This window comes from Paralimibaculum aggregatum (assembly GCF_030270585.1).
In the GTDB taxonomy this organism is placed as follows: domain Bacteria; phylum Pseudomonadota; class Alphaproteobacteria; order Rhodobacterales; family Rhodobacteraceae; genus Thermohalobaculum; species Thermohalobaculum aggregatum.
On sequence record NZ_BSYI01000002.1, the window covers coordinates 205760 to 231972 of the forward strand.

General features: G+C 74.5%; 26 protein-coding genes. 24 read left to right on the forward strand and 2 right to left on the reverse strand.

Going from position 1 to position 26213, the window contains the following annotated elements; all coding sequences use genetic code 11:
* Nucleotides 1-134 precede the first annotated feature (134 nt).
* The 4 genes from QSJ97_RS02090 (at nt 135) to QSJ97_RS02105 (ending at nt 3534) form a co-directional block, all read left to right on the forward strand.
* The gene (locus QSJ97_RS02090; RefSeq protein WP_285669857.1) at nt 135-749 is read left to right on the forward strand and encodes a VPLPA-CTERM sorting domain-containing protein; all 615 of its coding nucleotides are present in this window, start codon (nt 135-137) and stop codon (nt 747-749) included.
* 32 nt (nt 750-781) lie between these two features.
* Entirely contained in the window at nt 782-1183 is a 402-nt protein-coding gene (locus QSJ97_RS02095) for a VOC family protein (protein WP_285669858.1), read from the forward strand.
* A gap of 809 nt (nt 1184-1992) precedes the next feature.
* Nucleotides 1993-2730, forward strand: coding sequence for a 3-oxoacyl-[acyl-carrier-protein] reductase (gene fabG / locus QSJ97_RS02100; RefSeq protein ID WP_285669859.1), 738 nt, complete (start codon nt 1993-1995; stop codon nt 2728-2730).
* A 15-nt stretch (nt 2731-2745) separates the two neighbouring features.
* On the forward strand, nt 2746-3534 hold the full coding sequence (locus QSJ97_RS02105) for an SDR family oxidoreductase (RefSeq protein ID WP_285669860.1): 789 nt from the start codon (nt 2746-2748) through the stop codon (nt 3532-3534).
* On the opposite strand, the gene QSJ97_RS02110 is transcribed toward QSJ97_RS02105, so the two are convergent.
* Nucleotides 3524-4156 carry a VPLPA-CTERM sorting domain-containing protein gene (locus QSJ97_RS02110; protein WP_285669861.1) on the reverse strand — a complete coding sequence of 211 codons (633 nt, stop codon included), beginning with the start codon at nt 4154-4156 and terminating at the stop codon, nt 3524-3526. The two genes, QSJ97_RS02105 and QSJ97_RS02110, sit on opposite strands and share 11 nt — an antisense overlap.
* Before the next feature lie 67 nt (nt 4157-4223).
* Nucleotides 4224-4850: a VPLPA-CTERM sorting domain-containing protein gene (locus QSJ97_RS02115; protein ID WP_285669864.1), complete on the reverse strand. Its 627-nt coding sequence runs from the start codon at nt 4848-4850 to the stop codon at nt 4224-4226.
* A gap of 1279 nt (nt 4851-6129) precedes the next feature.
* Between QSJ97_RS02115 and QSJ97_RS02120 the strand changes: the two genes are divergently transcribed.
* From QSJ97_RS02120 to QSJ97_RS02215, 20 genes are all read left to right on the forward strand, one after another.
* A complete protein-coding gene (locus QSJ97_RS02120; RefSeq protein WP_285669866.1) occupies nt 6130-6369 on the forward strand; it encodes an acyl carrier protein in 240 nt (79 codons plus the stop codon).
* A gap of 161 nt (nt 6370-6530) precedes the next feature.
* A complete protein-coding gene (gene fabF, locus QSJ97_RS02125) occupies nt 6531-7790 on the forward strand; it encodes a beta-ketoacyl-ACP synthase II (protein ID WP_285669867.1) in 1260 nt (419 codons plus the stop codon).
* A 19-nt stretch (nt 7791-7809) separates the two neighbouring features.
* Entirely contained in the window at nt 7810-8838 is a 1029-nt protein-coding gene (gene mltG, locus QSJ97_RS02130; protein ID WP_285669868.1) for an endolytic transglycosylase MltG, read from the forward strand.
* Nucleotides 8839-9206: 368 nt separating this feature from the next.
* On the forward strand, nt 9207-9671 hold the full coding sequence (locus tag QSJ97_RS02135) for a hypothetical protein (protein ID WP_285669869.1): 465 nt from the start codon (nt 9207-9209) through the stop codon (nt 9669-9671).
* Nucleotides 9598-10983, forward strand: coding sequence for a DNA-packaging protein (locus QSJ97_RS02140; protein ID WP_434220875.1), 1386 nt, complete (start codon nt 9598-9600; stop codon nt 10981-10983). The genes QSJ97_RS02135 and QSJ97_RS02140 overlap by 74 nt, the downstream gene beginning before the upstream one ends.
* Before the next feature lie 40 nt (nt 10984-11023).
* Nucleotides 11024-12199 (forward strand): phage portal protein, encoded by a 1176-nt coding sequence (locus tag QSJ97_RS02145; RefSeq protein ID WP_285669873.1) that lies wholly within the window; start codon nt 11024-11026, stop codon nt 12197-12199.
* A gap of 27 nt (nt 12200-12226) precedes the next feature.
* Nucleotides 12227-12796, forward strand: coding sequence for an HK97 family phage prohead protease (locus QSJ97_RS02150; protein ID WP_285669875.1), 570 nt, complete (start codon nt 12227-12229; stop codon nt 12794-12796).
* 50 nt (nt 12797-12846) lie between these two features.
* Nucleotides 12847-14013: a phage major capsid protein gene (locus QSJ97_RS02155; protein WP_285669877.1), complete on the forward strand. Its 1167-nt coding sequence runs from the start codon at nt 12847-12849 to the stop codon at nt 14011-14013.
* Nucleotides 14014-14098: 85 nt separating this feature from the next.
* Nucleotides 14099-14650, forward strand: coding sequence for a head-tail connector protein (locus tag QSJ97_RS02160; protein ID WP_285669880.1), 552 nt, complete (start codon nt 14099-14101; stop codon nt 14648-14650).
* 10 nt (nt 14651-14660) lie between these two features.
* A complete protein-coding gene (locus tag QSJ97_RS02165; RefSeq protein ID WP_285669883.1) occupies nt 14661-14996 on the forward strand; it encodes a head-tail adaptor protein in 336 nt (111 codons plus the stop codon).
* A complete protein-coding gene (locus QSJ97_RS02170; RefSeq protein WP_285669884.1) occupies nt 14993-15409 on the forward strand; it encodes a DUF3168 domain-containing protein in 417 nt (138 codons plus the stop codon). Before QSJ97_RS02165 ends, QSJ97_RS02170 begins: the two co-directional genes overlap by 4 nt.
* 42 nt (nt 15410-15451) lie before the next feature.
* Nucleotides 15452-15868 carry a phage major tail protein, TP901-1 family gene (locus tag QSJ97_RS02175; RefSeq protein WP_285669886.1) on the forward strand — a complete coding sequence of 139 codons (417 nt, stop codon included), beginning with the start codon at nt 15452-15454 and terminating at the stop codon, nt 15866-15868.
* Nucleotides 15865-16326 carry a gene transfer agent family protein gene (locus QSJ97_RS02180; protein WP_352231045.1) on the forward strand — a complete coding sequence of 154 codons (462 nt, stop codon included), beginning with the start codon at nt 15865-15867 and terminating at the stop codon, nt 16324-16326. The genes QSJ97_RS02175 and QSJ97_RS02180 overlap by 4 nt, the downstream gene beginning before the upstream one ends.
* A gap of 734 nt (nt 16327-17060) precedes the next feature.
* Complete coding sequence (locus QSJ97_RS02185) at nt 17061-17342, forward strand: phage tail assembly chaperone (protein WP_285669888.1); 282 nt, start codon at nt 17061-17063, stop codon at nt 17340-17342.
* Between the two features lie 3 nt (nt 17343-17345).
* Nucleotides 17346-18041 (forward strand): phage tail tape measure protein, encoded by a 696-nt coding sequence (locus QSJ97_RS02190; protein WP_285669890.1) that lies wholly within the window; start codon nt 17346-17348, stop codon nt 18039-18041.
* 21 nt (nt 18042-18062) lie between these two features.
* Entirely contained in the window at nt 18063-18689 is a 627-nt protein-coding gene (locus tag QSJ97_RS02195; protein ID WP_285669892.1) for a DUF2460 domain-containing protein, read from the forward strand.
* A complete protein-coding gene (locus QSJ97_RS02200) occupies nt 18689-19579 on the forward strand; it encodes a phage/gene transfer agent baseplate hub protein (RefSeq protein ID WP_285669894.1) in 891 nt (296 codons plus the stop codon). Before QSJ97_RS02195 ends, QSJ97_RS02200 begins: the two co-directional genes overlap by 1 nt.
* Nucleotides 19551-20411, forward strand: a complete 861-nt coding sequence (locus QSJ97_RS24940; RefSeq protein WP_352231046.1) for a C40 family peptidase — start codon at nt 19551-19553, stop codon at nt 20409-20411. Before QSJ97_RS02200 ends, QSJ97_RS24940 begins: the two co-directional genes overlap by 29 nt.
* Nucleotides 20411-24334: a baseplate multidomain protein megatron gene (locus tag QSJ97_RS02210; RefSeq protein WP_285669895.1), complete on the forward strand. Its 3924-nt coding sequence runs from the start codon at nt 20411-20413 to the stop codon at nt 24332-24334. Before QSJ97_RS24940 ends, QSJ97_RS02210 begins: the two co-directional genes overlap by 1 nt.
* Nucleotides 24327-25028, forward strand: coding sequence for a DUF2793 domain-containing protein (locus QSJ97_RS02215; RefSeq protein ID WP_285669896.1), 702 nt, complete (start codon nt 24327-24329; stop codon nt 25026-25028). Before QSJ97_RS02210 ends, QSJ97_RS02215 begins: the two co-directional genes overlap by 8 nt.
* Nucleotides 25029-26213: the final 1185 nt, after the last annotated feature.

Sequence of the window (26213 nt, forward strand, 5' to 3'; positions counted from 1 at the left end):
GCCGGCCGAGGCGCTAGCCGGGGCACACCGGCGGCCCTGTTTCGGTATTCCGGGAAAACTGCCGGGCCGCCACGGGATCGTCACGAACCCCCGCTATGAAGTACCGAATCGGAACTTTATAGCGGGGTGAACCCATGCGCCCATCTTCCCTGATCGCGGCGGTGCTGGCCATCGCCGGCCTCGGCTGCGGCCCGGCCGCGGCGGCCCATCTGCTCGTCGATGGCGACGGCCGGCTGATCGGCGCGGAGGGGGTCGTCACCCCGCTCGGCATCTACGACATCACCCTCCACGAGACCTCCTGCGTGGCGCTCTACAACGGCTGCGACGGCCCGGAGGACGTGGATTTCCCGGATCTCGACCTCGCGCGGTCGGTCGGCCAGGCGGTGCTCGAGCAGGTGCTGATCGACGGGCCGGCGGGCAATTTCCGCAGCGACCCGACCGCGATCTTCGGCTGCTCCGATCCTCTCCGCTGCTATGTCGTGATTCCCGCCGAGGTGGACGGGGCCTACGACGGCATGTGGGCGGCCGCGCCCTTCCTCAATCTCTACCACATCAGTCTAGGTCTTCCCGGTTCCGGCGTCGCGTCGAGCTGGACCACCCGGGTGGAGAGCATGGCGCTGCGGGACGATTCCGTGCTCGCCAGCTTCGAGCGCGTCGGCGATGCCGATGTGCCGCTGCCGGCCGCGCTCTGGCTGCTGCTGGGCGGGCTCGGCGGGCTCGCGGTGGCCGGGCGCCGCCGCATCGGCTAGGCTCGGGAGGGCAATCACCGGGAGGACACCCCATGCAGTTCGGACGCGCGCACGGCGACATCCACTGGCTCGAGCTGATGACGCGGGACACCGCATCGGCAACGGCGTTCTACACCCAGGTCCTCGGCTGGGACTACGAGGAGGTCGACATGGGGATGGCCGAGCCCTATCGCCTGCTGAAACGCGGCGACGAGATGATCGGCGGCCTGATGTCCACCGCCGGCATCGAGGGCGCCGGGGATATGGGCGACCGCTGGCTGCCCTATTTCGCGGTGGACGACGTCGATGCCGCGGCCGAGGCGGTGGCCGCCGGCGGCGGGCAGGTGCTGCAGCCGGTCTTCGAGGTCCCGGAGGTCGGGCGCATGGCCACCGTGGCCGACCCCACCGGCGCGATCCTCGGCATCATCACCCCCGCGGCGCAGCGGCAGGGCTGAGCCCCGCGCCGCCTGCGCGCCCGGTGGTTCGAGGGCGCGGGGTGGGCGGGCGGGCGCGCCCTCGGAGCGCCGGGCGCGCAGGCGGCATGGATGACGTGCGGACAGGTCCGGGTTCGCTCCCTGACGGAAACCGTCGGTGGGCGAACCCCGTGCCGGGATCCCTCTGCCGCGCCGGGCTGGCGGCGGCGCAGCCGGCCCCGGCCGCCACGCTGCTGGCCGAGGGCCTCAAGCCCGGCGGCGCCCGGGGCGTGGTCGTCGGCGGGGGTCTCGGCACCGTCCGCTTCGAGCGCGGCTTCCGCCGCGATGTCTTGGAAGGCTGCGGCCCTTCGGCTTCGGTCCCGGCGAGGCCGGTCCGGCGGCACGGGCGCGGCTCGACCCGGTCTTGCCCGATGGCCCCCGGGGCACCTTCGGCAGCCTTCCCCCTCTGGCGCCGGACGGTTTCGCGCCGGGAAACTGCCGCGCCCATATCCCCCATGACTGCCCCGGCGGGATCGGCCCCGGCATCCCGGGTGCCTTCGCGTTCGACAGTGGCGATCCGGGTGCGGGCGCCACCGGCCGCGGTAGCCTGGACGGCGCGCTGGCCGATGGCGGCGACGGGGGCGACGTCGCTGCCCGCTTCGCGCGGACCGGGGCTGGGACCCTTGCCGCTGCCCGCCGCCGGCCGGCTGCCGCCCGGCGGGACCGGCTCGGCGATGGCGCCGGCCCGGCGGCGCGGCCGGGCCGGGGATCGGGGGCCGATCCTTGCGCCCCGGGGGGCCGCATGGCATGAGCCTTGCCGATACGGCCCGGATGGCCGAAGGGAGGCTCAGATGTTCGATCTCACAGGCAAATGCGCGCTGGTCACCGGCGCATCCGGCGGCATCGGCGGGGCGATCGCCCGCGCGCTGCATGCCCGGGGCGCGGCGGTGGCGCTCTCCGGCACCCGCACCGAGCCGCTCGAGGCGCTGGCCGCCGAGCTCGGCGAGCGCGCCCATGTCACCCCCTGCAACCTCTCGGACGGCGCGGCGCTGGACGCCCTGCCCGGCCAGGCGGCGGAGGCCATGGGCGGGCTCGACATCCTCGTCAACAATGCCGGGCTGACCCGCGACGGGCTGACCATGCGCATGGGCGAGGCCGACTGGGACAGCGTGATCGCGGTCAACCTCACCGCCGCCTTCCGGCTCTCGAAGGCGGTGCTGCGCCCGATGATGAAGGCGCGCTGGGGGCGGATCATCCAGATCACCTCGGTGGTCGGCCATACCGGCAACCCCGGCCAGGCGAACTACTGCGCCGCCAAGGGCGGGCTGACCGCGATGTCGAAATCCCTGGCCGGCGAGGTCGCGAGCCGCGGCGTCACGGTCAACTGCATCGCGCCGGGCTTCATCGAGACGGCGATGACCGACAAGCTCTCGGACGGGCAGAAGGAGCGCATCCTCGGGGTGATCCCGCTCGGGCGCATGGGCAGCGCCGGGGAGATCGCCGGCGCCGCGGTCTATCTGGCGAGCCCGGAGGCCGGCTACGTCACCGGGCAGACGATCCATGTCAACGGCGGCATGGCGATGATCTGAGGCCGGGAGGGGGCCATGGCGATGCGTGACCCCCATGCCGCGCGGTTCTCGCTGGCCGGGCGGCGCGCGCTGGTCACCGGGGCCGGGCGCGGGCTCGGCCTCGCGATCGCGCGGGCGCTGGCCGAGGCCGGCGCGGCGGTCTGGCTGAACGGGCGCGCCGCGGCGCCGCTCGAGGCCGCGGCGGCGGCGCTCCGGGCCGAGGGGCGGCGGGCCGCAGCGGCCGCCTTCGATGTCACCGACGAGACCGCGGCGGCGGCCTGGTTCGCCGCCCATGCGCCCGGATCGGAGGATCCCGGGCCGGACATCCTGGTGAACAACGCCACGCTGCGCGACCGCCGGCCGACCGCGGCGCTGGAGCCCGCCGCGGTGCGCCACCTCGTCGAGGTCAACGCGCTGGCGGCCTATGCGCTGACCCGCCTCGCGCTGCCGGGGATGCAGGCGGCCGGCGGCGGCGCGGTGATCAACGTCACCTCGATCGCCGGGCCGCGCGCCGGCGACGGCGATCCCGGCTACACGCTGGCCAAGGGGGCGCTCGACGCGCTGACCCGCTCGCATGCGGTGGAGCTCGGCCGCCACGGCATCCGCGTCAACGCCATCGCGCCGGGCTTCATGGCGACCGAGGCCAACGCGGCCTGGGTGGCCGATGACGGCGTGACCGGGATGCTGAAGGCGCGCTCGCCGCTCGGCCGCTGGGGCGCGCCGGAGGAGATCGCCGGCGCCGCGGTGTTCCTCGCCTCGCCCGCCGCGAGCTACGTGACCGGCGCGGTGCTGGTGGTGGACGGGGGCCTCTCGGTCAGGATGTGACGCGCCGCCGCGCCGCCAGCCCCAGCGCGCCGAGCCCGGCGAGCAGCAGCGGCAGGCCGGCCGGCAGCGGCACCTCCGCCGAGGCCGCGCCGAAGGCCAGGTCGTCGAAGCCATATGTATCGTACAGGGCCGGATGCTGGGTCGTGAAGGTGATGCTGGTCACCGGGGTCGTCGTGGTGAAGCCGAAGAACCCGTCCTCCGGATCGCCGTCCGCGCTCTCGCGCAGCGCCCGCAGCGAGCCGTCGACGGTGACCGACACCTCGTCCGCGAACAGGCCGAGATATTGCAGGCCGACCGCGGTCACCGGGATCGGGAAGGTCCAGACCACCGAGAGCGATGCGTTGGTGCCGTTCCCGTCGACGGCGTTCAGGTAGATGCCGCCCGTGACCGTATTGTCGAACGACCCGCGGGAGCCGCCCATGTTCTCCGACACCACGCCGCTGTCCAGCGTGATGCTGTCCGCCGCGGCGATGCCGTTGTCGAAGGGATCGAGCACGAAGCCGATCCCGGCGGTGGCGGCGTCGAAGGCCGCCTCGTCGTTGAAATAGGTGACCGTGGCGCCGGCCGGGCCGGCGGCGAGGCCAACCGCCAGGGCGGCGGCAGCGGGAATGAATCGCGACATGATCCCTCCGGAAAACAAATGCGTTCCGGAAACCTATCTCACCTCATGCCGCTCGACAAACCCCGGATCAGGCGCGCCGCGCCGCCAGCCCCAGCGCGCCGAGCCCGGCGAGCAGCAGCGGCAGGCCGGCCGGCAGAGGCACCTCCGCCGAGGCCGCGCCGAAGGCCAGGTCGTCGAACTCAAAGTAATCCGTAAAGTACACGATCTCATGCGTGAAGACGATGCTGCTCACCGGAACCGTCGTGGTGAAGCCGAAGAAACCGTCCCGCGGGTCGCCATCGGCGCTCTCGCGCAGCGCCCGCATCGTGCCGTCGACGGTAACCGCCAGCTCGTCCTCGTTCACGTCGACATATTGCAGGCCCAGCGCGGTGACCGGTGCCGGAAAGGTCCAGGTGATCGCGATCGTGCCACCGCCGGCGGCGCCGCCATGAACGTAGTTCCGGTATCTGCCGGAGGCGACCTGATTGTAGCCCGAGAGCCGGAAGGTGCCCGTGTTCTCCGACACCACGCCGCTGTCCAGCGTGATGCTGTCGGCCTCGGCGATGTCGGTGTCGAAGGGATCGCGAATGAAGCCGATCCCGGCGGTGGCGGCGTCGAAGGCCGCCTCGTCGTTGAAATAGGTGACCGTGGCGCCGGCCGGGCCGGCGCCGAGGCCAACCGCCAGGGCGGCGGCGGCAGGAATGAATCGCGACATGATCCCTCCAGAAAACTAATGCGTTCCGGAAACCATTTCACCGCACGCTGCCTGACAAATCAAGGATTGGGCGCTGCGTGCCGCCAGCCCCGGCGCCCCGAGCCCGGCGCGCGGCGGCGGCAGGCCGGCCGAGTCCGCGCCGAGGGCGAGATCGTCGATGGCAGGGCCGTCATCGCCGGTCGCGCGGCAGGTGGCGAGGGCGGAGCCGCGCGCCGGGGTCGTCGTGCCGAAGCCGGGGACGCCCTTCGGCAGCGCGCCGTTCGCACCTTGGCGCAGCACCCGCAGCGTGCCGAAGCGGTGGCGGCGCGCCCGGCGGGACCGGCGTTGTCCCGCAGCGAGCCGGCGGCGCGGGCCTGCACCCGGAAGGTCCGGGTGATTGGGGTCGCCGCAATGCTGCCGTCAAGGGTGTGCTCGCACCCCAGAACGCTGATTTATAATGCAAAAACAGTCGGTTACCGCTGGCGACCGTCCGAACCACGCCGCTGCCGAGGGCGATGCTGCCGGCCGCGCCAGTCTCGGTGTCTCAGGTCGTGAAGGCGATCCCCGCGGCGGCAGCGTCGATACCCGCCTCGCCGGTGTGAACCGCCACGGCGGCCGAGGCGAGCGGCCGGGCGGGGCCGAGCGCCGGCAGCGGCGCACCGAGGCAAGGCAGCTCACCATCCTTCGCGAAATCTGATCCATTCTGGAAACTGACGCCATTCGATGCCGTGCAGCAGATCCTGAAACGAGCCTCCTGCCCCCGCCTGCCCCGGCGCCGCGCCCGCCGGGCGGCAGCGGCAGGCCGGCGGGCGGCACCGCGCCCGTCACCACCGCGCCGAACTGCAGCACGCGGCGCCGGGAACCGGGCTCCGCCAGCCTCGGCGGGCGCCCCGGGGCGCGGCCAGACCGGCCGCGATGCGCGGCAGGGGCGGAGATCCCGGGCGGCAGGATCGGTAGCATCCGCGAACCGCCGGGCCGCGGCGGCGGCACCCGACGTCACGTTTCCGTCACACCGCGCAACGCCCCGCCGCCTGCCGGGAGCGGGAATTTGCCCGCCCCGCGCAGTGCCGCCGAAACCCTCCGGGGCCGGGATGCTGCGCCGCAACGGCAGGATTGCCTGCCGCAAAGGGCGGAAAGACGGATTGCACCCCCCGATTTCTGTTGCTAAGGGAACCGCGACTTGGCGCCGGCCCTCCGGCCCGCCACGCCATTCCCGTCGCGGAGGCGGGCGGGGCCATCCCCAGGCCCGGACGAGACCCAAGAGCAGCCCCAGCGGGCCGGCAAGAACCGAGGAGAGCACATGAGCGACATCGCCGAGCGCATCAAGAAGATCGTGGTCGAGCATCTCGACGTCGAAGCGGACAAGATCACCGAGAACGCGAGCTTCATCGACGATCTCGGGGCCGACAGCCTCGACACAGTCGAGCTGGTTATGGCCTTCGAGGAGGAGTTCGGCATCGAGATCCCGGACGACGCCGCCGAGAGCATCCAGACCTTCGGCGATGCGGTGAAGTTCATCTCGGAAAAATCCGAGGCCTGATCCCGCGCGGCCCGACCGCTCTGGCGCGGCCGCCGGGGCGCCGGGGGCCGCGTCGGCGTTTCAGACGCCACTGACGAGGCGGCATCGAGCCGGCATCCCGCCGGCCCGGCGCCCCGACTGGGCGGATCGCAGGTGCGGCCCGCCGGCTTGAGGAGGATGCGATGCGACGTGTGGTGGTGACCGGACTGGGCCTGCTCTCGCCGCTGGCCTGCGGGGTCGAGGAAACCTGGTCGCGGCTGCTCGAAGGCCGCTCCGGGGCCGGGCGCATCCGCCATTTCGACGCCAGCCACCTGCCGGCGCAGATCGCCTGCGAGATCCCGCTCGGCGACGGCAGCGACGGCACCTTCAACGCCGACGACTGGGTCTCGGCGAAGGACCGGCGCAAGATCGACCGCTTCATCACCTATGCCCTCTGCGCCGCCGAACAGGCGGTGGCGGATGCCGGCTGGCGCCCCGAGGACCCGGAGGCGCAGGCGCGCACCGGCGTGCTGATCGGCTCCGGCATCGGCGGCATCGAGCTGATCGCCGAGACCGCGATCACCCTGAAGGAGCGCGGGCCGCGGCGCGTCTCGCCGTTCTTCATTCCCGGCGCGCTGATCAATCTCTGCTCGGGCCAGGTCTCGATCCGCTATGGTTTCAAGGGGCCGAATCACGCGGTGGTCACGGCCTGCTCCACCGGCGCCCATGCGGTCGGCGACGCGGCGCGGCTGATCGCCCTCGGCGATGCCGACGTGATGCTGGCCGGCGGCGCCGAAAGCCCGGTCTGCGAGATCTCGGTGGCCGGCTTCTGCGCCTGCAAGGCGCTCTCCACCGGCTTCAACGACGAGCCCGAGCGCGCCAGCCGGCCCTATGACAAATCCCGCGACGGTTTCGTGATGGGCGAGGGCGCCGGGGTGCTGGTGCTCGAGGAATACGAGCATGCCATGGCCCGCGGCGCCAAGATCTATGCCGAGGTGCTGGGCTACGGGCTCTCGGGCGATGCCTATCACATCACCTCGCCCTCGCCGGACGGCGATGGCGGCTTCCGCTCGATGCAGGCGGCGCTGCGCAATGCCGGGCTCGAGGCCAGCGCGCTCGACTACGTGAACGCGCACGGCACCTCGACCCCGCTCGGCGACGAGATCGAGCTCTCGGCGGTGACCAGGCTGCTCGGCAACCAGGTCGGCAAGGTCACCATGAGCTCGACGAAATCCGCCACCGGGCACCTGCTCGGCGCGGCCGGGGCGATCGAGGCGATCTTCTCGATCCTCGCGATTCGCGACCAGGTGGCGCCGCCGACGCTCAATCTCGACGACCCCTCCGTGCAGACCGAGATCGACCTCGCCCCGCACACCAAGGTCGAGCGCGAGATCAAGGTGGCGCTCTCCAACAGCTTCGGCTTCGGCGGGACCAATGCCAGCGTGATCTTCGGCGCGGTCTGAGCGGCACGGGAGCGCCCCCATGCGCCACATCGCGGCAAATTTCCTCACGCTGCTGATCGTCGCGCTGATCGGGGTCGCGCTCGCGGTGGACCGCGGACAGTCGGATTTCGAGGCCCCCGGGCCGCTCGCCGCGCCGGTGGTGGTGGCGATCGAGCGCGGCGCGACGCTCGACGAGGCGGCGGCGGCGCTCGATGCCGCCGGCGCCCTGCCCGAGCGCACCGTCTGGGGCCTGCTGGCGGGGCAGCAGCTCTTCAAGGTCGGCACCCGCGCGCGGCGCCAGACCCGGGCGCTGAAGGCCGGGGAATACGAGCTGCCGCCGGGCGCCTCGATGGCCGAGATGCTGGCGCTGATCACCTCCGGCCGGGCGATCCAGCACGCCGTCACGGTGCCCGAGGGGCTGACCTCCTGGGAGGTGGTGGAGCTGCTGAAGGGCGTCGATGTCCTGACCGGCGAGCTCGCCGCGGTGCCGCCCGAGGGCAGCCTCGCGCCGGACACCTATTTCGTCTCCCGCGGCATGGCCCGGGCCGAGCTGATCCGGCGCATGTCGGCGGCGCAGGCGGAGATCCTCGCCGCGGCCTGGGCGGCGCGCGCCGAGGGCCTGCCGCTCGACAGCCCGGAGGAGGCGCTGATCCTCGCCTCCATCGTCGAGAAGGAGACCGGCGTCGGCGCCGAGCGCGCGCAGGTCGCCAGCGTCTTTGTCAACCGGCTGCGCAAGGGCATGCGGCTCGAGACCGACCCGACCGTGATCTACGGCATCACCGGCGGCCAGGGGCCGCTCGGCCGGGGCCTGCGCCGCTCCGAGCTGATCGCCGAGACGCCCTACAACACCTACCGCATCCCCGGCCTGCCGCCGACGCCGATCGCCAATCCCGGCCGCGCCGCGATCGAGGCGACGCTGAACCCGGCCGACACGCCCTATTTCTACTTCGTCGCCGACGGCACCGGCGGGCATGCCTTCTCCGAGACGCTGTCGGAGCACAACGCCAATGTCCGCAAGTGGCGGCGCATCGAGGCGGAGCGCGCGCGCGAGCAGCAGCAGGCCGAGTGATCCGGAGGGGGCGCACCGACGCCCGCCCCGCCCTCCCCGACCCGCCGCGCCGCGGCCGCCCCTCCCGACCAGCGACACCCTGCACACCCGATCCCGCGAAGCGGCCGCGGCCCGCGCTCGTGCGTCCTTCGCACCCCCGGCATTCCGCTGCGCCCCGTCCGCCCCCGGCGCCGCGGGCGCGCAGCGCCCCGGCGGCGGCGGGGGTGGTGGCGGGCCATCGCGCGGCAGCGGAGCGACGCCCGAAGGGCGTCGTGCAGCCGAGCGCCACCACCGCGGTTAACCATCCATTAACACAAACCATTGAAATTAATAGATAATTTACCGAAAACAGCTTGACTTCCGGGACGCTGCGGGGTATCCCTTGCTCCATGATCCGAGAAGTGGCTCCGCAGATGGGCCGCCGGATCTCTTCGCACAGCACCACCATCCGCATCGGGCGGAGGGCGCGCCGGGGGGCGCGCCGTTTCTGGTGCGCAACCGAAAAGGGCAAGCTCGTGAGAACGACGATCGACACGCTGGTCGGTCGGCGGGGTGATGCCTGTGGCCGGACGCTCGAGGAAACCCTCGGCGCCGCACAGCAGCTCTTCGCCGATGTCGCCGCATTCCTGGAACTCGAGATCGACCGGCTGTTCGCCGCCGAGGTCGACGAGACCGACGAGACCCGCATCGAGGCGGTGCGCAAGCTGATCACCCTCAACCAGCAGGCGCTGATGAAGGTGATCGACATCTCCGGCAAGATCGGCCTCACCGCCGACGGCCATGCCAGGCAGATGCTGGATCTGGAGGACGCCCGTGCGGAAATCGACCGTCGCCTGGCTCGCCTCGCAGCCTGAGGAGACCCGCCGGGCCTTCCTCTACGGGCTCTCGCCCAACGCGCTGGCAGCGATGCCCTGGCTCTGGGAGCTCTGGGCCAATCCGCAGCACCAGTGCGCGCCGGAGGGCGACTGGCGGGTCTGGGCGATCCTCGGCGGGCGCGGCGCCGGCAAGACGCGCGCCGGCGCCGAATGGGTGCGCGCCCAGGTCGAGGGCGCCGGGCCGCTGGACCCGGGCCGCTGCCGCCGCGTGGCGCTGGTCGGCGAGACCCTCGACCAGGTCCGCGCGGTGATGGTGGAGGGCGAGAGCGGCCTGCTGGCCTGCGCCCCGCCGGACCGGCGCCCGGCGTTCCAGGCCAGCCGCAACCGGCTGGTCTGGCCCAACGGGGCGGAGGCGGCGCTGGCCTCGGCCTCCAGCCCCGAGGCGCTGCGCGGCCCGCAGTTCGACGCCGCCTGGTCGGACGAGCTGGCGAAGTGGCGCCGCTGCCGCGAGGCCTGGGACATGCTGCAGTTCTGCCTGCGGCTGCCCGATGCCGGCGGCCGCCCGCCGCGCCAGATCGTGACGACGACGCCGCGCGACAACCCGGTGCTGCGCGAGATCCTCGCCAGCCCCGACACCGCCGCGACCCACGGCGCGACCGCGGCCAATGCGGCCTGGCTCGCGCCCGGTTTCGCCGAGCGCCTCGAGGCCCGCTATGGCGGCACGGCGCTCGGCCGGCAGGAGATCTCGGGGGAACTCCTCGAGGCGCATGAGGGCGCGCTCTGGTCGCGCCCGATGCTCGACGGGCTGCGGGTTGCCGCGGCGCCGCCGCTCGACCGCGTGGTGGTGGCGGTGGACCCGCCCGTCACCGCCCATGGCCGCTCCGACGAATGCGGCATCGTGGTGGCGGGGATCAGACAAGAAGGAGAAGACGATGTTCCGACAGTTTACGTCCTGGATGATCGATCAGTTCAAGGCAAAAGCCCTCATGATTGGGCGCGCCGGGCTGTGGACGCTCTCGAAGAAAGCGAAGCGGACCGCATCGTCGCGGAGGTGAACCAGGGCGGCGACCTGGTGGAGAGCCTGCTGCGCCAGATCGACCCCGACATCCCCTTCCGCGCCGTGCGGGCGACGCGCTCGAAGCGGCTGCGCGCCGAGCCGGTGGCCGCGCTCTACGAGCAGGGCCGGGTGCACCATGTCGGCGCCTTCGCCGCGCTCGAGGACCAGATGTGCCGCTTCACCGCCGCCGGCGGCGACGGCATCAAGAGCCCGGACCGGCTGGATGCGCTGGTCTGGGCGGTGACCGATCTCGCCCTCGGGCAGCGCGCCCGGCTGCGGGTCCGCACGCTCTGAGCCGCGCCGCGGCTCGCCATCACGCAATCCGGAGACAGACATGCCACTCAGATTGTTGCGCGGGGCGCGCACCGATGCCCCCCGCGAGAGGAAGGGCTCGGCCGCCGGCCCGGTGCTGGCCTTCCACGGGCCGGGCAAGCCGGTCTGGAGCCCGCGGGACGAGGTCTCGCTGATCCGCACCGGCTATGAGGGCAACGTGATCGGCTTCCGGGCCGTGCGCATGGTGGCCGAGGCCGCCGCGGCGATCCCGCTGCTGCTCACCGAGGACGGCCAGCGGATGCAGGAGCACCCGGCGCTGCGGCTGCTCGCCCAGCCCAATCCCGGGCAGGACGGGCGCTCGCTGATGGAGGCGCTCTACGGCCATCTGCAGCTCGCCGGCAACGCCTATCTCGAGGCCGCCTGCCCGGACAGCCTCGGCCTGCCGGCGGAGCTGCATGCCCTGCGCCCCGACCGGATGCGGGTGATCCCCGGCCCGGACGGCTGGCCGCAGGGCTTCGAATACCGCGTCGGCCAGGCGGTGCAGCGCTGGAAGGTGACGCCGGAGCACCGCCCGGTGCTGCACCTGAAGGCGTTCCACCCGCTCGACGACCATTACGGCATGAGCCCGCTGGCCGCCGCCGCCGGGGCGCTCGACGTGCACAACGCCGCGGCGCGCTGGTCGAAGGCGCTGCTCGACAACGCCGCCCGGCCCTCGGGCGCCATCGTGTTCGGCGCCAGCGACGGCAGCACGATGTCGGAGGAGCAGTACCGGCGGCTGCGCGAGGAGATCGAGGACAACCACCAGGGCGCGCGCAATGCCGGCCGGCCGATGCTGCTCGAGGGCGGGCTCGACTGGCGCCCGATGGGCTTCTCGCCGGCCGACATGGAGTTCCTCAAGACCAAGGACGCCGCGGCGCGGGAGATCGCGCTGGCCTTCGGCGTGCCGCCGATGCTGCTCGGGATCCCGGGCGACAACACCTATTCCAACTTCCAGGAGGCGAACCGCGCCTTCTTCCGCCAGACCGTGCTGCCGCTGGTCGCCAAGGTCGGCGCGGCGCTGGCCTGCTGGCTCGGCGAGGGCTGCGGCCGGGCGCTGGCGCTGGAGCCCGATCTCGACCGGGTGCCGGCCCTCGGCGCCGAGCGCGACGCCCGCTGGAAGCGCGTCACCGAGGCCGATTTCCTCACCGAGGAGGAGAAGCGCGCCGCCCTCGGCCTCGGCCCCCGCCCGGCCGGCTGAGCCCCGCCCCAAGCTCCGGAGACACCGATGACCGCACTCACCGCGACCCGCCCCGCCGGCGGGCTCGAGACCAAGTTCGTCGCCCTTCCCGCGATCGCCGGGGAGCTCGCCGAGAGCCTCGCCGCGGGCCGCATCGCCGGCTATGCCAGCCTGTTCGAGGAGGCCGACCAGGGCGGCGACATCGTCGCCCCCGGCGCCTTCGGCGCCTCGCTGGCGCGCACCGAGGCCGCCGGCCGGCGCGTCAAGTTCCTCTGGCAGCACGACCCGGCGATGCCGATCGGCGTCTGGACCCGGCTCGCCGAGGATGCCCGCGGGCTGCATGTCGAGGGCGAGATCCTCGCCAACGTGACCCGCGGCGCGGACGCCATCGCGCTGCTGAAGGCCGGCGCGATCGACGGCCTCTCGATCGGCTACCGCACCATCCGCGCCGCGCCCTCGCCGGAGACCGGCGGCCGGCGGCTGATCGAGATCGACCTCTGGGAGGTGTCGCTCGTGACCTTCCCGCTCCTGCCCACCGCCCGCGCGTCGCTCGGGGCCGAGGATAGCGGCCCCGCCAGCTTCGAGCAGGCGCTGGCCGCGGCGCTCGCCGCCGTCTGACCCGGGCCCCGCGCCCGCAGCTGCAACCGACCCCAGAAGGACAAAGCTCCATGACCGATCAGACCACCCCCGTGAGCGCCGAGGCGAAATCGGCGGCGACCGCCTTCATCCGGACCTTCGGCGAGTTCAAGGACGACGTCTCGCGCCGGATCTCCGAGATGGGCACCCGGCTCGAGCGGCTCGACCGCAAGCAGGCCGGGGTGCGCCGCCCGGCGCTGGCCGGCGCCCAGGCCGAGCAGCCGCCGCACCGCAAGGCCTTCGCCGCCTATGTCCGGCAGGGCGACGACCAGGCGCTGAAGGCGCTCGGCCTCGAGGGCAAGGGCTACAACACCGCGATGAACGCCGAGGGCGGATTCCTGATCGACCCGCAGACCTCGGCGCTGGTCGGCACCGTGCTCGAGAGCGGCGCCTCGATCCGCGCCGTCGCCAATGTCGTGCAGGTCGAGGCCACCGCCTATGACGTGCTGGTCGACTACGGCGATATCGGCGCCGACTGGACCACCGAGGCGGACGGCTCGGTGACCGGCCCGACGCCGACGGTGGACCGCATCTCGATCCCGCTGCACGAGCTCTCGGCCGCGCCGATGGCCAGCCAGCGCATCCTCGACGACACCGCCTTCGACATGGAGGCCTGGCTCGCCGAGCGCATCGCCGACAAGTTCCTGCGCGCCGAGTCGAGCGCCTTCGTCACCGGCGACGGGGTCAACAAGCCGGTCGGCTTCCTGACCAAGACCAAGGTCGCCGACGCCGCCTGGGCCTGGGACAGCCTCGGCTATGTCACCACCGGCACCTCGGGCGATTTCGACGCCCAGACCCCGGGCGACGCGCTGGTCGACCTGGTCTATGCCCTCGGCGCCGAATACCGCGCCCGCGCGGTCTTCGTGATGAACTCCAAGACCGCCGGCGAGCTGCGCAAGATCAAGGACAGCCACGGCCGCTTCCTCTGGGTCGAGGGGCTGGCCGGCGAGCAGCCGGCGCGGCTGCTGGGCTACCCGGTGCAGGTGGTCGAGGCGATGCCGGAGATCGGCCCGGACAGCTTCTCGATCGCCTTCGGCGACTTCTCGCACGGCTACACCATCGCCGAGCGGCCGGACATCCGGATCCTGCGCGATCCGTTCACCAACCGGCCCAACGTCACCTTCTTCGCGACCAAGCGGGTCGGCGGCGACGTCACCGATTTCGCCGCGATCAAGCTGCTGAAGTTCGGCGCCTCCTGATCCGCCGCCCGCGGCCGGCGCCGCTCCGGCCGCGGGCATCCCCCGGCACCCCCGGCACCCCCGTGGTTCCGCAAAGGAGGTTCCCTTGTACGAGCTGACCGAGATCACCGAGCCCGCCGCCCTGCCGGTCGAGCACTCGGCGCTGGAGGCGCATCTGCGCCTCGGCACGGGCTTTGCCGAGCCCTCCGGCGAGGCGGTGCTGCTCGACCGCTACCTCGCCGCCGCCACCGCCGAGATCGAGGCCCGCACCGGGCTGGCGCTGGTCGCCCGCGAGTTCCGCCTCACCGTGACCCGCTGGGGCCCCGGCGGCTGCCTGGTGCTGCCGGTCGGCCCGGTCTCGGCGCTGGGGGCCGCGACGCTGGCCGGCCAGCCGCTGTCCGGGCTCAGCCTGGCGCCCGGCCGCCTGCGCCAGGTGGTGAGCCGGGCCGGCGCCGCGCTGCCGCCGATCCCGCCGGGCAGCACCGCCGAGATCGCCTTCACCGCCGGCTTCGGCCCCGGCGCCGCCGACGTGCCGGCCGATCTCGCCCAGGCGGTGCTGCTGGTCGCCGCCCATCTCTACGACGACCGCCCCGGCGGCGCCGCGATGGCCCCGGAGATCGACCGGCTGATCGCGCGCCACCGCGCGCTGCGGCTCTGAGGGCGGCGCCATGGCACGCCCCCTCCCCCGCCGCGCCCGGCTGACGCTGGAGAGCCCGGTCCGCAGCCCCGATGGCGGCGGCGGCCACGTGCTCGCCTGGACCCAGGAGGGCCAGCTCTGGGGCCGCATCGAGCCGCGCGGCGCCGCCGAGCCGGCGCTCGCCGACCGGCCCACCGCCCGGCTCACCCACCGCATCCATCTCGCCCGCGAGCCCGGCCCCGGCCGCCGCCCGCGCACCGACCAGCGGCTGACCCTCGGCGCCCGCGTCTTCGCGATCCACGGCGTCGCCGAGAGCCCCGACGGCGCCAGCCTCACGCTGCATGTCGAGGAGGGCCCGTTCTCATGACCTATGCCCTGGCCTGGGCGCTGCAGCAGGCGCTCTATGCCCGCCTCGCCGCCGATCCGGCGCTCGCCGCGCTGGCCGGCGGGCGGATCTGGGACGCCGCCCCGCCGGAGACCGGCGCCGCCGACGCGCTCTATGTCGTGCTCGGCGACGAGGAGGCGCGCGACTTCTCCACCGCCACCGACCGCGGCGCCGAGCATGTGCTGACGATCTCCGTGGTGACCCCGCAGGCCGGCTTCGCCGAGGCCAAGCAGGCGGCGGCGGCGATCTGCGACGCGCTGCTCGGGGCCGAGCTGGCCCTCGCCCGCGGGCGGCTGATCTGCCTCGGCTTCCAGGGCGCCCTCGCCGAGCGGCTGGAGAAGGACGCGCTGCGGCGCATCCGCCTGCGCTTCCGCGCGCTGCTCGAGGACACCTGACCGCCCGCCATCCTGTTGCCCTCCAACCTCCGGGAGAGACCCATGACCGCCCAGAAAGGCAAGGACCTGCTCATCAAGCTCGACGAGACCGGCTCGGGGAGCTTCGTCACCGTGGCCGGGCTGCGCGCCAGCCGCATCGCGCTCAACGCCGAGACGGTCGACATCACCACCGCCGACAGCGCCGGGCAGTGGCGCGAGCTGCTCGCCGGCGCCGGGGTGCGCTCGGCCAGCCTCACCGGCTCCGGCGTCTTCAAGGATGCCGCCGCCGATGCCGCGCTGCGCCGGGTGTTCTTCGATGCCGGCCTGCCCGAGTTCCAGGTGGTGATCCCGGATTTCGGCACGATCTCGGGGCCGTTCCAGCTCACCGGGCTCGACTATGCCGGCGAGCATGACGGCGCCGCGACCTACGAGCTGAGCCTGGTCTCGGCCGGGCTGCTCAGCTTCGCGGAGGCGGCATGATGGCCGGCGCGGAACGGGCGCCGGCCGCGGCGCCGGCCCATGCTCAGGCCTCGGCCCCGGCAAGTGCTCCGGTCCATGCCACGGCCAGTGCGCCGGCCCATGCTCCGGCCAGTGCGCCGGCCCATGCGCCGATCAACCCGGCGCGCGGCGAGATCGCGCTGGTGATCGACGGCTGCCCGCGGCGCCTGCGCCTCACCCTCGGCACCCTGGCCGAGCTCGAGGCCGAGCTGTCGGTGCCCTCGCTGGTGGCGCTGGCCGAGCGCTTCGAGAGCGGCCGGGTCTCGGCGCGCGACATCCTCGCGCTGCTGGCGGCGGGGCTGCGCGGCGCCGGCGAGCCGGTCGAGCCCGCGCATCTCGCCGCCGCCGAGATCGAGGGCGGGCCGCTGGCCGCCGCCCGCGCCGGGCTGGCGCTGATGGCCGCGGCCTTCGGCAGCGCCGATGCCGCCGCCGCACCGTGAGCCCGCCGCCCGCCCCGCCCCCCGGAGCGACCCCCGAGCCGCGCCCGGAGACGACCCCCGAGGCGCACCCCGAACCGGCCGCCGCGGCAACCCCGGAGGCACCCCCGGAGGCGCACCCCGAACCGGCCGCGGGCCCGGCCACAGGACCGGCCACAGGATCAGCCGCAGGGCCGATCGTAAGGCCGACTGCTGGGCTTCCCACCGGGCCGACCGCAGGACCGACCACAGGACCGATCGCAGGGCCGACTCCTGGGCTGACCACAGGACCGGCAGCAGGGTCGCCCGCAGGACTGATCGCAGGGCCGACCGCAGGGTCGACCGCGGGGCTGACCGCAGGGTCGACCGCGGGGCTGACCGAAGGACCGGCCGCAGGACCGGCCGCAGGACCAGCCGCAGGGCAGACCACTGAGCCGACCACTGGGCCGACCACAGGGCCAACCGCGGGGCCAACCGCGGGGCCGACCGCGGGGCGGACCACAGGGCCGACCACTGGGCCGACCGCAGGGCCAAGCGCGGGGCCGACCGCGGGGCCGACCGCGGGAACGGCCGCGGAGCTGACCGCCGGTCCGACCACAGGGCCGACCGCAGGACCAGCCGCAGGGCCGACCGGATGGCCTGCCGCCGAGCCGACCGCTGAGCCGGCTGCTGGGCCAGCCGCGGGGCGGACCACAGGGCCGACTGCGGGGCCGGCCGCGGGGCCGGCTTGCGGACCGGTCGTCTCGGGGGGCTCAGCGGTGCCGGCCGAAACGACCGGGACGGCCGAAACGACCGAAACGACCGAAACGACCGAAACGACCGAAACGACCGACTGGGATGCGCTGATGCGGCTCGGGCTCGGCGCCCTCCGGCTGGCGCCGGCGGCGTTCTGGGCGATGACCCCGGTGGAGCTGGCCCGGGCGCTGGAGGGCGCCGGCCTGGCCCGCCCCGCCGCGCCCGCGCTGGGGCCGGCCGGCCTCGCCCGGCTGATGGCGGCGCATCCCGACCTTCCCCCCCTCCCGACCGAGACGGAGCGCTGACAGATGGATCTCGACCTCGACCTCGACCGCGCCGGGCTCTCCGCGGCGCTCGACGACATGCGCGGCCTCGCCGCCGGCTTCCGCGAGGAGCTGGCCGGCGCCGCCGAGGCGATGCGCGGCATGGATGCGCAGTCGGCCCGGCTCGCGCGCTCGCTCGGCACCTCGCTGCGCTCGGCGCTCGACAAGGCGATCTTCGGCGGCGCGAAGCTGGGCGACGTGTTCAAGGGGCTGGCCTCGGACCTGCTCTCGAAGAGCCTCGATTTCGCCTTCCGCCCGGTGCAGGACGCGCTCTCCTCGGGGCTCGCCACGCTGGTCGGCTCGGTCGCCGGCGGCATCGGCGGTGCGCTCGGCTTCGCCAGCGGCGGCGTGCTGGAGAACGGCCGGGTGCGGCCCTTCGCCGATGGCGGGGTGCTCGACCGCGGCCGCGTCACCGCCTTCGCCCGCGGCGGCGTGGTCTCGGCGCCGACGCTGTTCCCGATGCGCGGCGGCACCGGGCTGATGGGCGAGGCCGGGCCGGAGGCGATCCTGCCGCTGCGCCGCGGCCCGGACGGCCGGCTCGGCGTGGCCGCCGGCGGCGGCGCCGCGCCGGTCGTCAACGTCACCATCCAGACCCCCGACATCGCCGGCTTCCGCCGCTCCCGCGGGCAGGTGGCGGCCGAGCTCGCCCGCGCCGTGGGCCGCGGCTCCGCCCGGCTCTGAGCCCCCTCAAGGGAGACCCCAATGGCATTCCACGAGATCCGCTTCTCGCCCCGCCTGTCCTTCGCCTCGACCGGCGGCATCGAGCGGCGCACCGAGATCGTGACCCTGGTCAACGGCTTCGAGGAGCGCAACACCCCCTGGGCGCAGGCCCGCCGGCGCTGGGATGCCGGGCTCGGCGTGCGCTCGCTCGACGATCTCGACCAGGTGCTGCGCTTCTACGAGGCGCGGCGCGGGCCGCTGCACGGCTTCCGCTGGAAGGACTGGCTCGACCACCGGAGCTGCGCGCCCTCGGCCGAGCCCGGCGCGCAGGACCAGGCGATCGGCACCGGCGACGGCACCGCCGCCGCCTTCCAGCTGGTCAAGGACTATGGCGGCAGCCCGCCGCTGCTGCGCCCGATCGCCAAGCCGGTGGCCGGCACGGTGCGCCTCGCGGTCGCCGGGGCCGAGCTCGACCCGGCGGAGTTCACGGTCGACCATGCCAGCGGGATCGTCACCCTCGACGCGCCGCCGGCGCCCGGCGCGGCGGTCACCGCGGGCTTCGCCTTCGACGTGCCGGTGCGCTTCGGCGCCGACAGCCTCGAGGTCAACCTCGCCGCCTTCGAGGCCGGCGAGATCCCGTCGATCCCGATCCTGGAGATCCGTGTCTGATGCGCGCCCTGCCCCCCGCCCTCGCCGCCAGCCTGGCCGCCGGCGTCACCACCCTGGCGCGCGCCTGGGCGGTGACCCGGCGCGACGGCGTGACCCTCGGCTTCACCGACCACGACCGCCCGCTGGCCTTCGACGGGATCGCCTTCGAGGCGGCCTCGGGGCTGACCGCCAGCACCGTCGAGCAGGGCCTCGGCCTGGCCCCCGACAGCCACACCGTCGAGGGCGCGCTGCAATCGGCGGCGATCCGCGACATCGACCTCGAGGCCGGGCTCTATGACGGCGCCGAGATCCGGCTCTGGCTGGTCGACTGGCAGGACCCGGCGAGCCGGGTGCTGCTCTCGCGCGGGCAGATCGGCGAGATCCGCCGCGGCAGCCACGCCTTCGAGGCCGAGGTGCTGGGCCTCGCCGAGCGGCTCAACCAGCCGCATGGCCGGGCCTGGCTGACCGGCTGCGACGCGCGCCTCGGCGATGCCCGCTGCGGCGTCGATCTCGAGCAGCCGGCCTATCGCGGCAGCGGCAGCGTGACCGCGGTGATCGCGCCCGAGACGGTCGAGGTGGCGGGGCTCGAGGGCTTCGCCAGCCGCTGGTTCGACCGCGGCCGGCTGGCCTGGAGCAGCGGCGCCAACGCGGCGCAGCCCGGGCGGGTCAAGCTGCACCGGGCGGCCGGCGCGGTGCGCGTCACGCTCTGGGCCGCGCCGGCCGCGCCGATCCAGCCGGGCGATGCCTTCGAGATCCGCGCCGGCTGCGACAAGGCCGCCGCCACCTGCCGTGAGAAGTTTGCCAACCTGATGAATTTCCGCGGCTTCCCCTTCATGCCCGGCGACGACTGGACAACCACCTATCCCAATTCAGGAGAGGCCCATGACGGCGGTTCCCTGTTCCGCGGCTGAGCCGGATGCCGTGACCCGCGCGGCCGGGGCGGATGCCGCGACCCGCGCGGCCGAGGCGAATGCCGCGACCCGCGCGGCGGAGGCGGGCGCCGCGACCCACGCGGCGGTGGCGAATGCCGCAACCCGCGCGGCCAAGGCGGATGCCGCGCCTCCCGCGGCCGGGGCGGATGCCGCAACCCGCGCGGCGGAGGCGGATGCCGTGACCTGCACGGCCAAGGGGGATGACGTGACCCGTGCCACCGAGGCGGATGCCGTGCCTCCCGAGGCGGAAGCTGATGCCGCGCCTCCCGCATCCGAGGCGAATGCCGTGACCCACACGGCCAAGCCGGATGCCGCGACCCGCGCGGCTGGGGCGGATGCCGCGCCTCCCGCCACCGAGGCCGATGCCGCGACGCGGGCGGCGGCGGTGGCGGCGGCGCGCGGCTGGATCGGCACGCCCTATATCCACCAGGCCAGCCGGCAGGGCGCCGGGGCCGACTGCCTCGGCCTGCTGCGCGGGGTCTGGCGCACGCTCTACGGCGCCGAGCCCGAGGCGCCGCCGCCCTACACGCCGGACTGGGCCGAGCAGGGCGCCGCGGAGACGCTGCTCGGCGCCGCCGCCCGCCACCTGATCGCGATCCCGCCGGCGCGCGCCGGGCTCGGCGACGTGCTGGTGTTCCGCATGCGCGCGGCGGGGCCGGCCAAGCATGTCGCGATCCTCGCCTCGCCCTGGCTCGAGCCGGGGCGGATCCTGCACGCCTATTCCGGCGCCTCTGTCGCCGAGACCCATCTCACCCCCTCCTGGCTCCGGCGGCTGGCCGGCGCCTTCCGCTTTCCCGCGAGGCATGCCTGATGGCCACCCTGATCCTCTCCGCCGCCGGACAGGCGGTCGGCGCCTCCATCGGCGGCTCGTTCCTCGGCTTCTCCGCCGCCGCCATCGGCCAGACCGTGGGCGCGGTGGCCGGCGCGGTGATCGACCAGCGCCTGCTCGGCAGCGGCAGCCGCGCGGTGGAGACCGGCCGCGCCGGCGCGCTGCGCCTGCAGACCTCGACCCCCGGCGCGCCGATGGCGCGGGTGTTCGGGCGGATGCGGGTGGCCGGCGAGATCATCTGGTCGACCCGCTTCCTCGAGACCACGCGCACCACCACGCAGGGCGGCAAGGCGCTCGGCGGCGGCCAGACGGTGCGCCAGTTCTCCTACTCGATCTCGCTCGCCGTCGGGCTCTGCGCCGGGCGCATCGACCGCATCGGCCGGATCTGGGCCGACGGCAAGCTGCTCGACCTCACCGATCTCGCGATCCGCGTCTATCCGGGCGACGAGGACCAGCTGCCCGACCCGAAGATCGAGGCGGTGGAGGGGCCGGAGCACGCCCCGGCCTTCCGCGGCACCGCCTATGTGGTGTTCGAGGACCTGGCCCTGGCGCAGTTCGGCAACCGCATCCCGCAGCTCAACATCGAGGTGTTCCGTTCGGTCAACCGGCCGGCCGAAGGGCCCGAGGCCGGCACCCCGCTGCCGGCGCTGATCCGCGGCGTCGCGCTCTCCCCCGGCACCGGCGAGTTCGCGCTGGAGCCGGAGGAGGCGCGCCATGTCTACGAGGGCGGCGTCACCGTCGCGGCCAATGTCAACAACCCGGAGGGGCGGCCCGACATCCTCGTCGCGCTCGACCAGCTCGAGGCCGAGGCGCCGGCGGCGCGCGCGGTCTCGCTGGTGGTCTCCTGGTTCGGCTCGGACCTGCGCTGCGGCCAGTGCCGGGTCGAGCCGAAGGTGGAGGCGCGGAACCGCTCGGCCAGCCCCGAGCCCTGGCGCGTCGCCGGGCTCACCGCCGAGACCGCGCCGCTGGTCAGCCAGGACGCCGAGGGCCGCCCGGTGTTCGGCGGCACCCCGTCCGACGGCTCGGTGGTGCGGGCGATCCGCGAGATGTCGGCCCGCGGGCTGGCGGTGATGCTCTATCCCTTCCTGCTGATGGACATCCCCGCCGGCAACGCCCTGCCCGACCCCTATGGCCGGCCCGAGCAGCCGGCCTTCCCCTGGCGCGGCCGGATCACGCTGGCGGCCGCCCCCGGCGAGCCCGGCAGCGCCGACCAGAGCGCCGCGGCGGCGGCCGAGGTCGACGCCTTCTTCGGCACCGTCACCGCGGCCGACTTCACCGTGGACGCGGATGCCGGCACCGTCGCCTATGCCGGGCCGGAGGAGTGGAGCTGGTCGCGCTGCGCCCTGCACATGGCGGCGCTGGCCGCCGCGGCGGGCGGCGTCGAGGCGATCTGCATCGGCTCGGAGATGCGCGGGCTCAGCACCATCCGCTCCGGCAAGACCAGCTATCCCGCGGTGGCGCGCCTGATCGCGCTGGCCGCCGAGGTGCGCGCCCTGCTGCCGGATGCCAAGATCTCCTATGCCGCCGACTGGTCGGAGTATTTCGGGCACCAGCCGGGCGACGGCTCGGGCGACCGGATCTTCCATCTCGACCCGCTCTGGGCCGATGCCAACATCGATTTCGTCGGCATCGACGACTACCTGCCGCTGTCCGACTGGCGCCACGAGGCCGGCCATCTCGACGGGCAGGACCACCCGGCGATCTATTCGCTGCCCTATCTGCTCGGCAACGTCGAGGGCGGCGAGCACTACGATTTCTACTACGCCTCCGAGGCGGACCGCGCGGCGCAGCTGCGCAGCCCGATCGACGACACCGCGCATGGCGAGCACTGGGTGTTCCGCCCGAAGGACATCCGCGGCTGGTGGGCCAACCCGCATCACGACCGGATCGACGGCGTGCGCCAGCCGGCTCCCACCGCCTGGGTGCCCGGCTCGAAGCCGGTCTGGCTCACCGAGACCGGCTGCCCCGCGGTCGATCTCGGCGCCAACATGCCGAACCTGTTCCACGACCCGAAGAGCTCCGAGAGCGGCCTGCCGCCGGGCTCCGCCGGCGCCCGCGACGACGAGATGCAGCGCCGCTACCTGCAGGCCAAGCTCGGTTACTGGTCGGACCCGGCGAACAACCCGCCCGGCATGATCGACCCGGCGCGGATCTTCGTCTGGACCTGGGACGCCCGGCCGTTCCCGGATTTCCCGGCGCGCGAGGGCGTCTGGTCCGACGGGCCGGCGCATGCCACCGGGCACTGGATCACCGGGCGCGTCGGCAACGGCGCGCTGGCCGACGTGGTGCACGAGATCTCGGTCGATGCCGGGCTGGCGCCGGCGGAGATCGACGTCTCCCGCCTGCACGACGCGGTGCAGGGCTACCTGATCGAGGAGACCGGCAGCGCCCGCGCCGCGCTGCAGCCGCTGATGCTGGCCTATGGCGTCGATGCGCATGAATCCGGCGGCCGCATCGTCTACACCATGCGCGGCCAGGCCGCGGCGGCGCCGCTCGACCCGGCCCGGCTGGTCGCATCGGACGAGGCGCTGGGCGCGGCGGTGCGGGCGCGCGAGAGCGCCGGCACCACGCCCGACACCGTGCGGCTCTCCTATGTCGAGGCCGAGAGCGACTACCGGCTGGCGGCGGCCGAGGCCCGCGCCCCCGGCGCCGGCGCCGGCCCGGACGAGCGCGTCGCGCAGAACTCGCTGGCGCTGGCCTTCCCCTCGAGCCGGGCGCAGCGCATCGCCGATCGCTGGCTCGCCGAGGGGCTGATCGGGCGCGACCGGGTCTCGCTGGCGCTGCCGCCCTCCGGGGCGGCGCTGGAGCCCGGCGACCTGATCCGCCTGCCCGGCCCGGGCCGCGACGAGACCTACCGCATCGAGCGCATCGCCGAGGGCGGCGAGCGGGCGCTCGAGGCGGTGCGGGTGGAGCGCGCCGCCTACAGCCCCGCGGCGGTGGCCGAGCGGCGCAGCGAGATCGTCCTCTCGCCGCCGCCGGGGCCGATCTCGGCGGCGATCCTCGAGCTGCCGCTGGCCGATGGCGGCGCCGACCATGCGCCGCATCTCGCGGTCTGGGCCGATCCCTGGCCGGGGGCCGCGGCGGTCTACCGCGCCGGCGCCGCGGGCGAGTTCGCGCTGATCGCCGAGCCCCGGGTGCCGGCCTTCGCGGGGGCGCTGCTCGCGCCGCTGCCGCCCGGCGATCCCGGCCTCTGGCAGCGCGCCGCGGTCGAGGTCGCGCTGCCCGGCGGCAGCCTGCTCTCGCGCGCGCGGCTGGCGGTGCTCGGCGGCGCCAACCGCTTGGCGCTGGAGGCGGCGCCGGGGCAATGGGAGATCCTGCAGGCCCGCGAGGCGGTGCTGACCGGCACCAACCGGATGCGGCTCTCGGGGCTGCTGCGCGGGCGCCGCGGCACCGAGGCGCTGGCCGCGGCGGAGATCGCCCCCGGCGCCCGGCTGCTGGTGCTCGACGAGGGCGTCGCCCGGCTGCCGCTCGATCCCGAGGCCCGCGGGCTGCCGCTGCGCTACCGCATCGGCCCGGCCGACCGGCCGGTCTCCGACCCGGCCTTCGTCGAGCTCGAGCATGCCGGCGCGGCGCTCGGCCTGCGCCCCTTCGCGCCGGTGCATCTCGAAGCCCGGCGCCTGCCCGGCGGCGACCTGGCGATCTCCTGGACGCGCCGCAGCCGCCTCGGCGGCGATGTCTGGGAGGCCCCGGAGATCCCGCTCGGCGAGGCCGCCGAGGGCTACCGCCTGCGCATCCTGATGGGCGGCGCCGAGCTCCGCGCGATCGACACCGCCGCGCCCTCCGCCACCTACACCGCGGCCCAGCAGGCCGCCGACGGCGCCGCGGGGAGCATCGAGCTCCGCGTCGCGCAGCTCTCCGCCACCTATGGCCATGGCCTCGAAGAAGGGATCACCACCGATGTCTGAGACCGCCCGGTTCGGCCTGACGCTGCTCGAGGCAGCCCAGGCGCAGAAGCATGTCACCGTCAACGAGGCGCTGGCCCGGCTCGACGCGCTCGCCGCGTTCCACGTGGAGGAGATCGGCCTCGCGGCGCCCCCCGCCGGCCCGGCCGAGGGCACGGTCTGGCCGGTCGGCAGCGGCGCCGGCGGCGACTGGGCCGGCCAGGACGGCCGCCTCGCGATCCGGCTCAACGGCGGCTGGGACTTCGCCGAGGCGCGCGACGGCATGCGGGTCTGGAACGCCGCCACCGGCTCGCTCTGGCTGCGCAGCGGCGGCGCCTGGATCGAGGGCGGGCTGGCGGTCGGCCCCGGCGGCGCCGGGCTGGCGGCACGGGTCGCCGAGACCGAGCTCGCGCTCGCCGGCGCCAGCAGCAGCGCACCGGCGGCGATCCCGGACAAGGCGGTGGTGATCGGCGTCTCGGCGCGGGTCACGGCAGCGATCACCGGCGCCAGCGGCTGGCAGCTCGGCGTGCCCGGCGCGGCCGACCGCTACGGCTCCGGCTTCGGCACCGCGGCGGGCAGCTGGGCCGAGGGGGTGACCGGCCAGCCGCAGGCCTATTACGGCGGCACGCCGCTGCTCGCCACCGCCCTCGGCGGCGACTTCACCGGCGGCACCCTGCGCCTCGCGGTGCACTACCTGGCGATCTCCGCACCGCTCTGAGCGGACCGCCCCGCCGCTCCCCCCCGGCGCCCGGCCACGCGCCGGGCCCGCTGCTCCGCCGCCCGGCCAGGCGACATGCCCGATCCCCCGCCGCCCGACCAGGCGATAGGCCCGCCCCCCGCGCCGCCACCCACGCAGCGGGGGCGACCCGCCGCGCCACCCAGCCACGCGCCGGGGGGATCGCACCGCCGCTCCGAGCCATGGCAGGCGCCACCTCCAAGCCGCTCCGAGCCGCGGCAGGAACAACCTCCGCGCCGTTCCAAGCCGCAGAAGGGGCAACCTCCGCCCCGCGCCAAGGCAAGGCAAGGCGTAGACGATCTCCACACCGCTCCAGTGCACGGCAGAGCGGTCTCCCACGCCCATCCGACCCACGGCGGAGAGCCTCCCCACACCCCCCAGACGCTCCGGAGCCGCCCCCCGCACTGTCCCAAGGCTACGGCTGCAACCTCCCCGCCGCCCCGAGCCGCGGCGGGGTCGTTCTCCACACCATCCCGAGGCGCGGTGGCGACGTTCTCAATGCCGCTCCGAGGCCCGGCAGGGGCAGCGTTCACGCCATTCCGAGCTGCGGCAGGGACCCATACCGAGACCCGGCCGGGGCAATCTCCTTGCCACTCCGGGACGCCGATGGGGGATTTCCGAGCCGTCCCAAGAAGCAGTGTGGAGATCACCGCGCCACTCCGAAACGGAGCCGGGGCATCCTCCACACCGTTCCGAGGCGGGGTGGGGGCAACCTCGGCGTTGCTCCGAGATACGGTGGGGACGTTCTCACGCCGCTTCGAGGCGCGGCTGGGGCGATGTTCATGCCACTGCGAGCTGCGGGAGGGGCGTTCTCCATGCTGCTTCGAGATGCGGCTGGGGTGGCCCCAGTGCCTTGCCGAGGCGGGGTGATCTCCACGCCGGGGCAAGGCGCGGGGGGGCGCTCTCCACGCCACGCCGGGACGCGGCGGGGGCGGCCTTTCCGTCGTTCCGGGGCGCGGCCGGGGCGTCCTTTGCGCCGATCCGAGGAACGGCGCAGCGGTCTCCGCGCCACCCCTAGCCGTGGTCGGGTGGCACTTCGTGCCGCTCCGAAACACGGCAGGGCGATCTTCGCGCTGCTCCGGGGCGGTGGGGGCGATGTCCACGCCGCGCCGGGCCGCGGTGGCGCGGGGCGATCGCCTCGCCTCGGCAAGACTTTGCAGGGGCGTC

Excerpts from the sequence above, each read along its gene's own strand:
- QSJ97_RS02190 (WP_285669890.1), top strand. The coding sequence starts at position 17,346 with ATGGATCTCGACCTCGACCTCGACCGCGCCGGGCTCTCCGCGGCGCTC.
- QSJ97_RS02180 (WP_352231045.1), top strand. The coding sequence starts at position 15,865 with ATGATGGCCGGCGCGGAACGGGCGCCGGCCGCGGCGCCGGCCCATGCT.
- fabF (WP_285669867.1), top strand. The coding sequence starts at position 6,531 with ATGCGACGTGTGGTGGTGACCGGACTGGGCCTGCTCTCGCCGCTGGCC.
- QSJ97_RS02145 (WP_285669873.1), top strand. The coding sequence starts at position 11,024 with ATGCCACTCAGATTGTTGCGCGGGGCGCGCACCGATGCCCCCCGCGAG.
- QSJ97_RS02120 (WP_285669866.1), top strand. The coding sequence starts at position 6,130 with ATGAGCGACATCGCCGAGCGCATCAAGAAGATCGTGGTCGAGCATCTC.
- QSJ97_RS02140 (WP_434220875.1), top strand. The coding sequence starts at position 9,598 with ATGCCAGGCAGATGCTGGATCTGGAGGACGCCCGTGCGGAAATCGACC.
- QSJ97_RS02115 (WP_285669864.1), bottom strand. The coding sequence starts at position 4,850 with ATGTCGCGATTCATTCCTGCCGCCGCCGCCCTGGCGGTTGGCCTCGGC.
- QSJ97_RS02105 (WP_285669860.1), top strand. The coding sequence starts at position 2,746 with ATGGCGATGCGTGACCCCCATGCCGCGCGGTTCTCGCTGGCCGGGCGG.
- QSJ97_RS02110 (WP_285669861.1), bottom strand. The coding sequence starts at position 4,156 with ATGTCGCGATTCATTCCCGCTGCCGCCGCCCTGGCGGTTGGCCTCGCC.
- QSJ97_RS02175 (WP_285669886.1), top strand. The coding sequence starts at position 15,452 with ATGACCGCCCAGAAAGGCAAGGACCTGCTCATCAAGCTCGACGAGACC.
- QSJ97_RS02170 (WP_285669884.1), top strand. The coding sequence starts at position 14,993 with ATGACCTATGCCCTGGCCTGGGCGCTGCAGCAGGCGCTCTATGCCCGC.
- QSJ97_RS02155 (WP_285669877.1), top strand. The coding sequence starts at position 12,847 with ATGACCGATCAGACCACCCCCGTGAGCGCCGAGGCGAAATCGGCGGCG.
- QSJ97_RS02150 (WP_285669875.1), top strand. The coding sequence starts at position 12,227 with ATGACCGCACTCACCGCGACCCGCCCCGCCGGCGGGCTCGAGACCAAG.
- fabG (WP_285669859.1), top strand. The coding sequence starts at position 1,993 with ATGTTCGATCTCACAGGCAAATGCGCGCTGGTCACCGGCGCATCCGGC.
- QSJ97_RS02200 (WP_285669894.1), top strand. The coding sequence starts at position 18,689 with ATGCGCGCCCTGCCCCCCGCCCTCGCCGCCAGCCTGGCCGCCGGCGTC.
- mltG (WP_285669868.1), top strand. The coding sequence starts at position 7,810 with ATGCGCCACATCGCGGCAAATTTCCTCACGCTGCTGATCGTCGCGCTG.
- QSJ97_RS02165 (WP_285669883.1), top strand. The coding sequence starts at position 14,661 with ATGGCACGCCCCCTCCCCCGCCGCGCCCGGCTGACGCTGGAGAGCCCG.
- QSJ97_RS02195 (WP_285669892.1), top strand. The coding sequence starts at position 18,063 with ATGGCATTCCACGAGATCCGCTTCTCGCCCCGCCTGTCCTTCGCCTCG.
- QSJ97_RS02095 (WP_285669858.1), top strand. The coding sequence starts at position 782 with ATGCAGTTCGGACGCGCGCACGGCGACATCCACTGGCTCGAGCTGATG.
- QSJ97_RS02210 (WP_285669895.1), top strand. The coding sequence starts at position 20,411 with ATGGCCACCCTGATCCTCTCCGCCGCCGGACAGGCGGTCGGCGCCTCC.
- QSJ97_RS24940 (WP_352231046.1), top strand. The coding sequence starts at position 19,551 with ATGACGGCGGTTCCCTGTTCCGCGGCTGAGCCGGATGCCGTGACCCGC.
- QSJ97_RS02090 (WP_285669857.1), top strand. The coding sequence starts at position 135 with ATGCGCCCATCTTCCCTGATCGCGGCGGTGCTGGCCATCGCCGGCCTC.
- QSJ97_RS02215 (WP_285669896.1), top strand. The coding sequence starts at position 24,327 with ATGTCTGAGACCGCCCGGTTCGGCCTGACGCTGCTCGAGGCAGCCCAG.
- QSJ97_RS02135 (WP_285669869.1), top strand. The coding sequence starts at position 9,207 with ATGATCCGAGAAGTGGCTCCGCAGATGGGCCGCCGGATCTCTTCGCAC.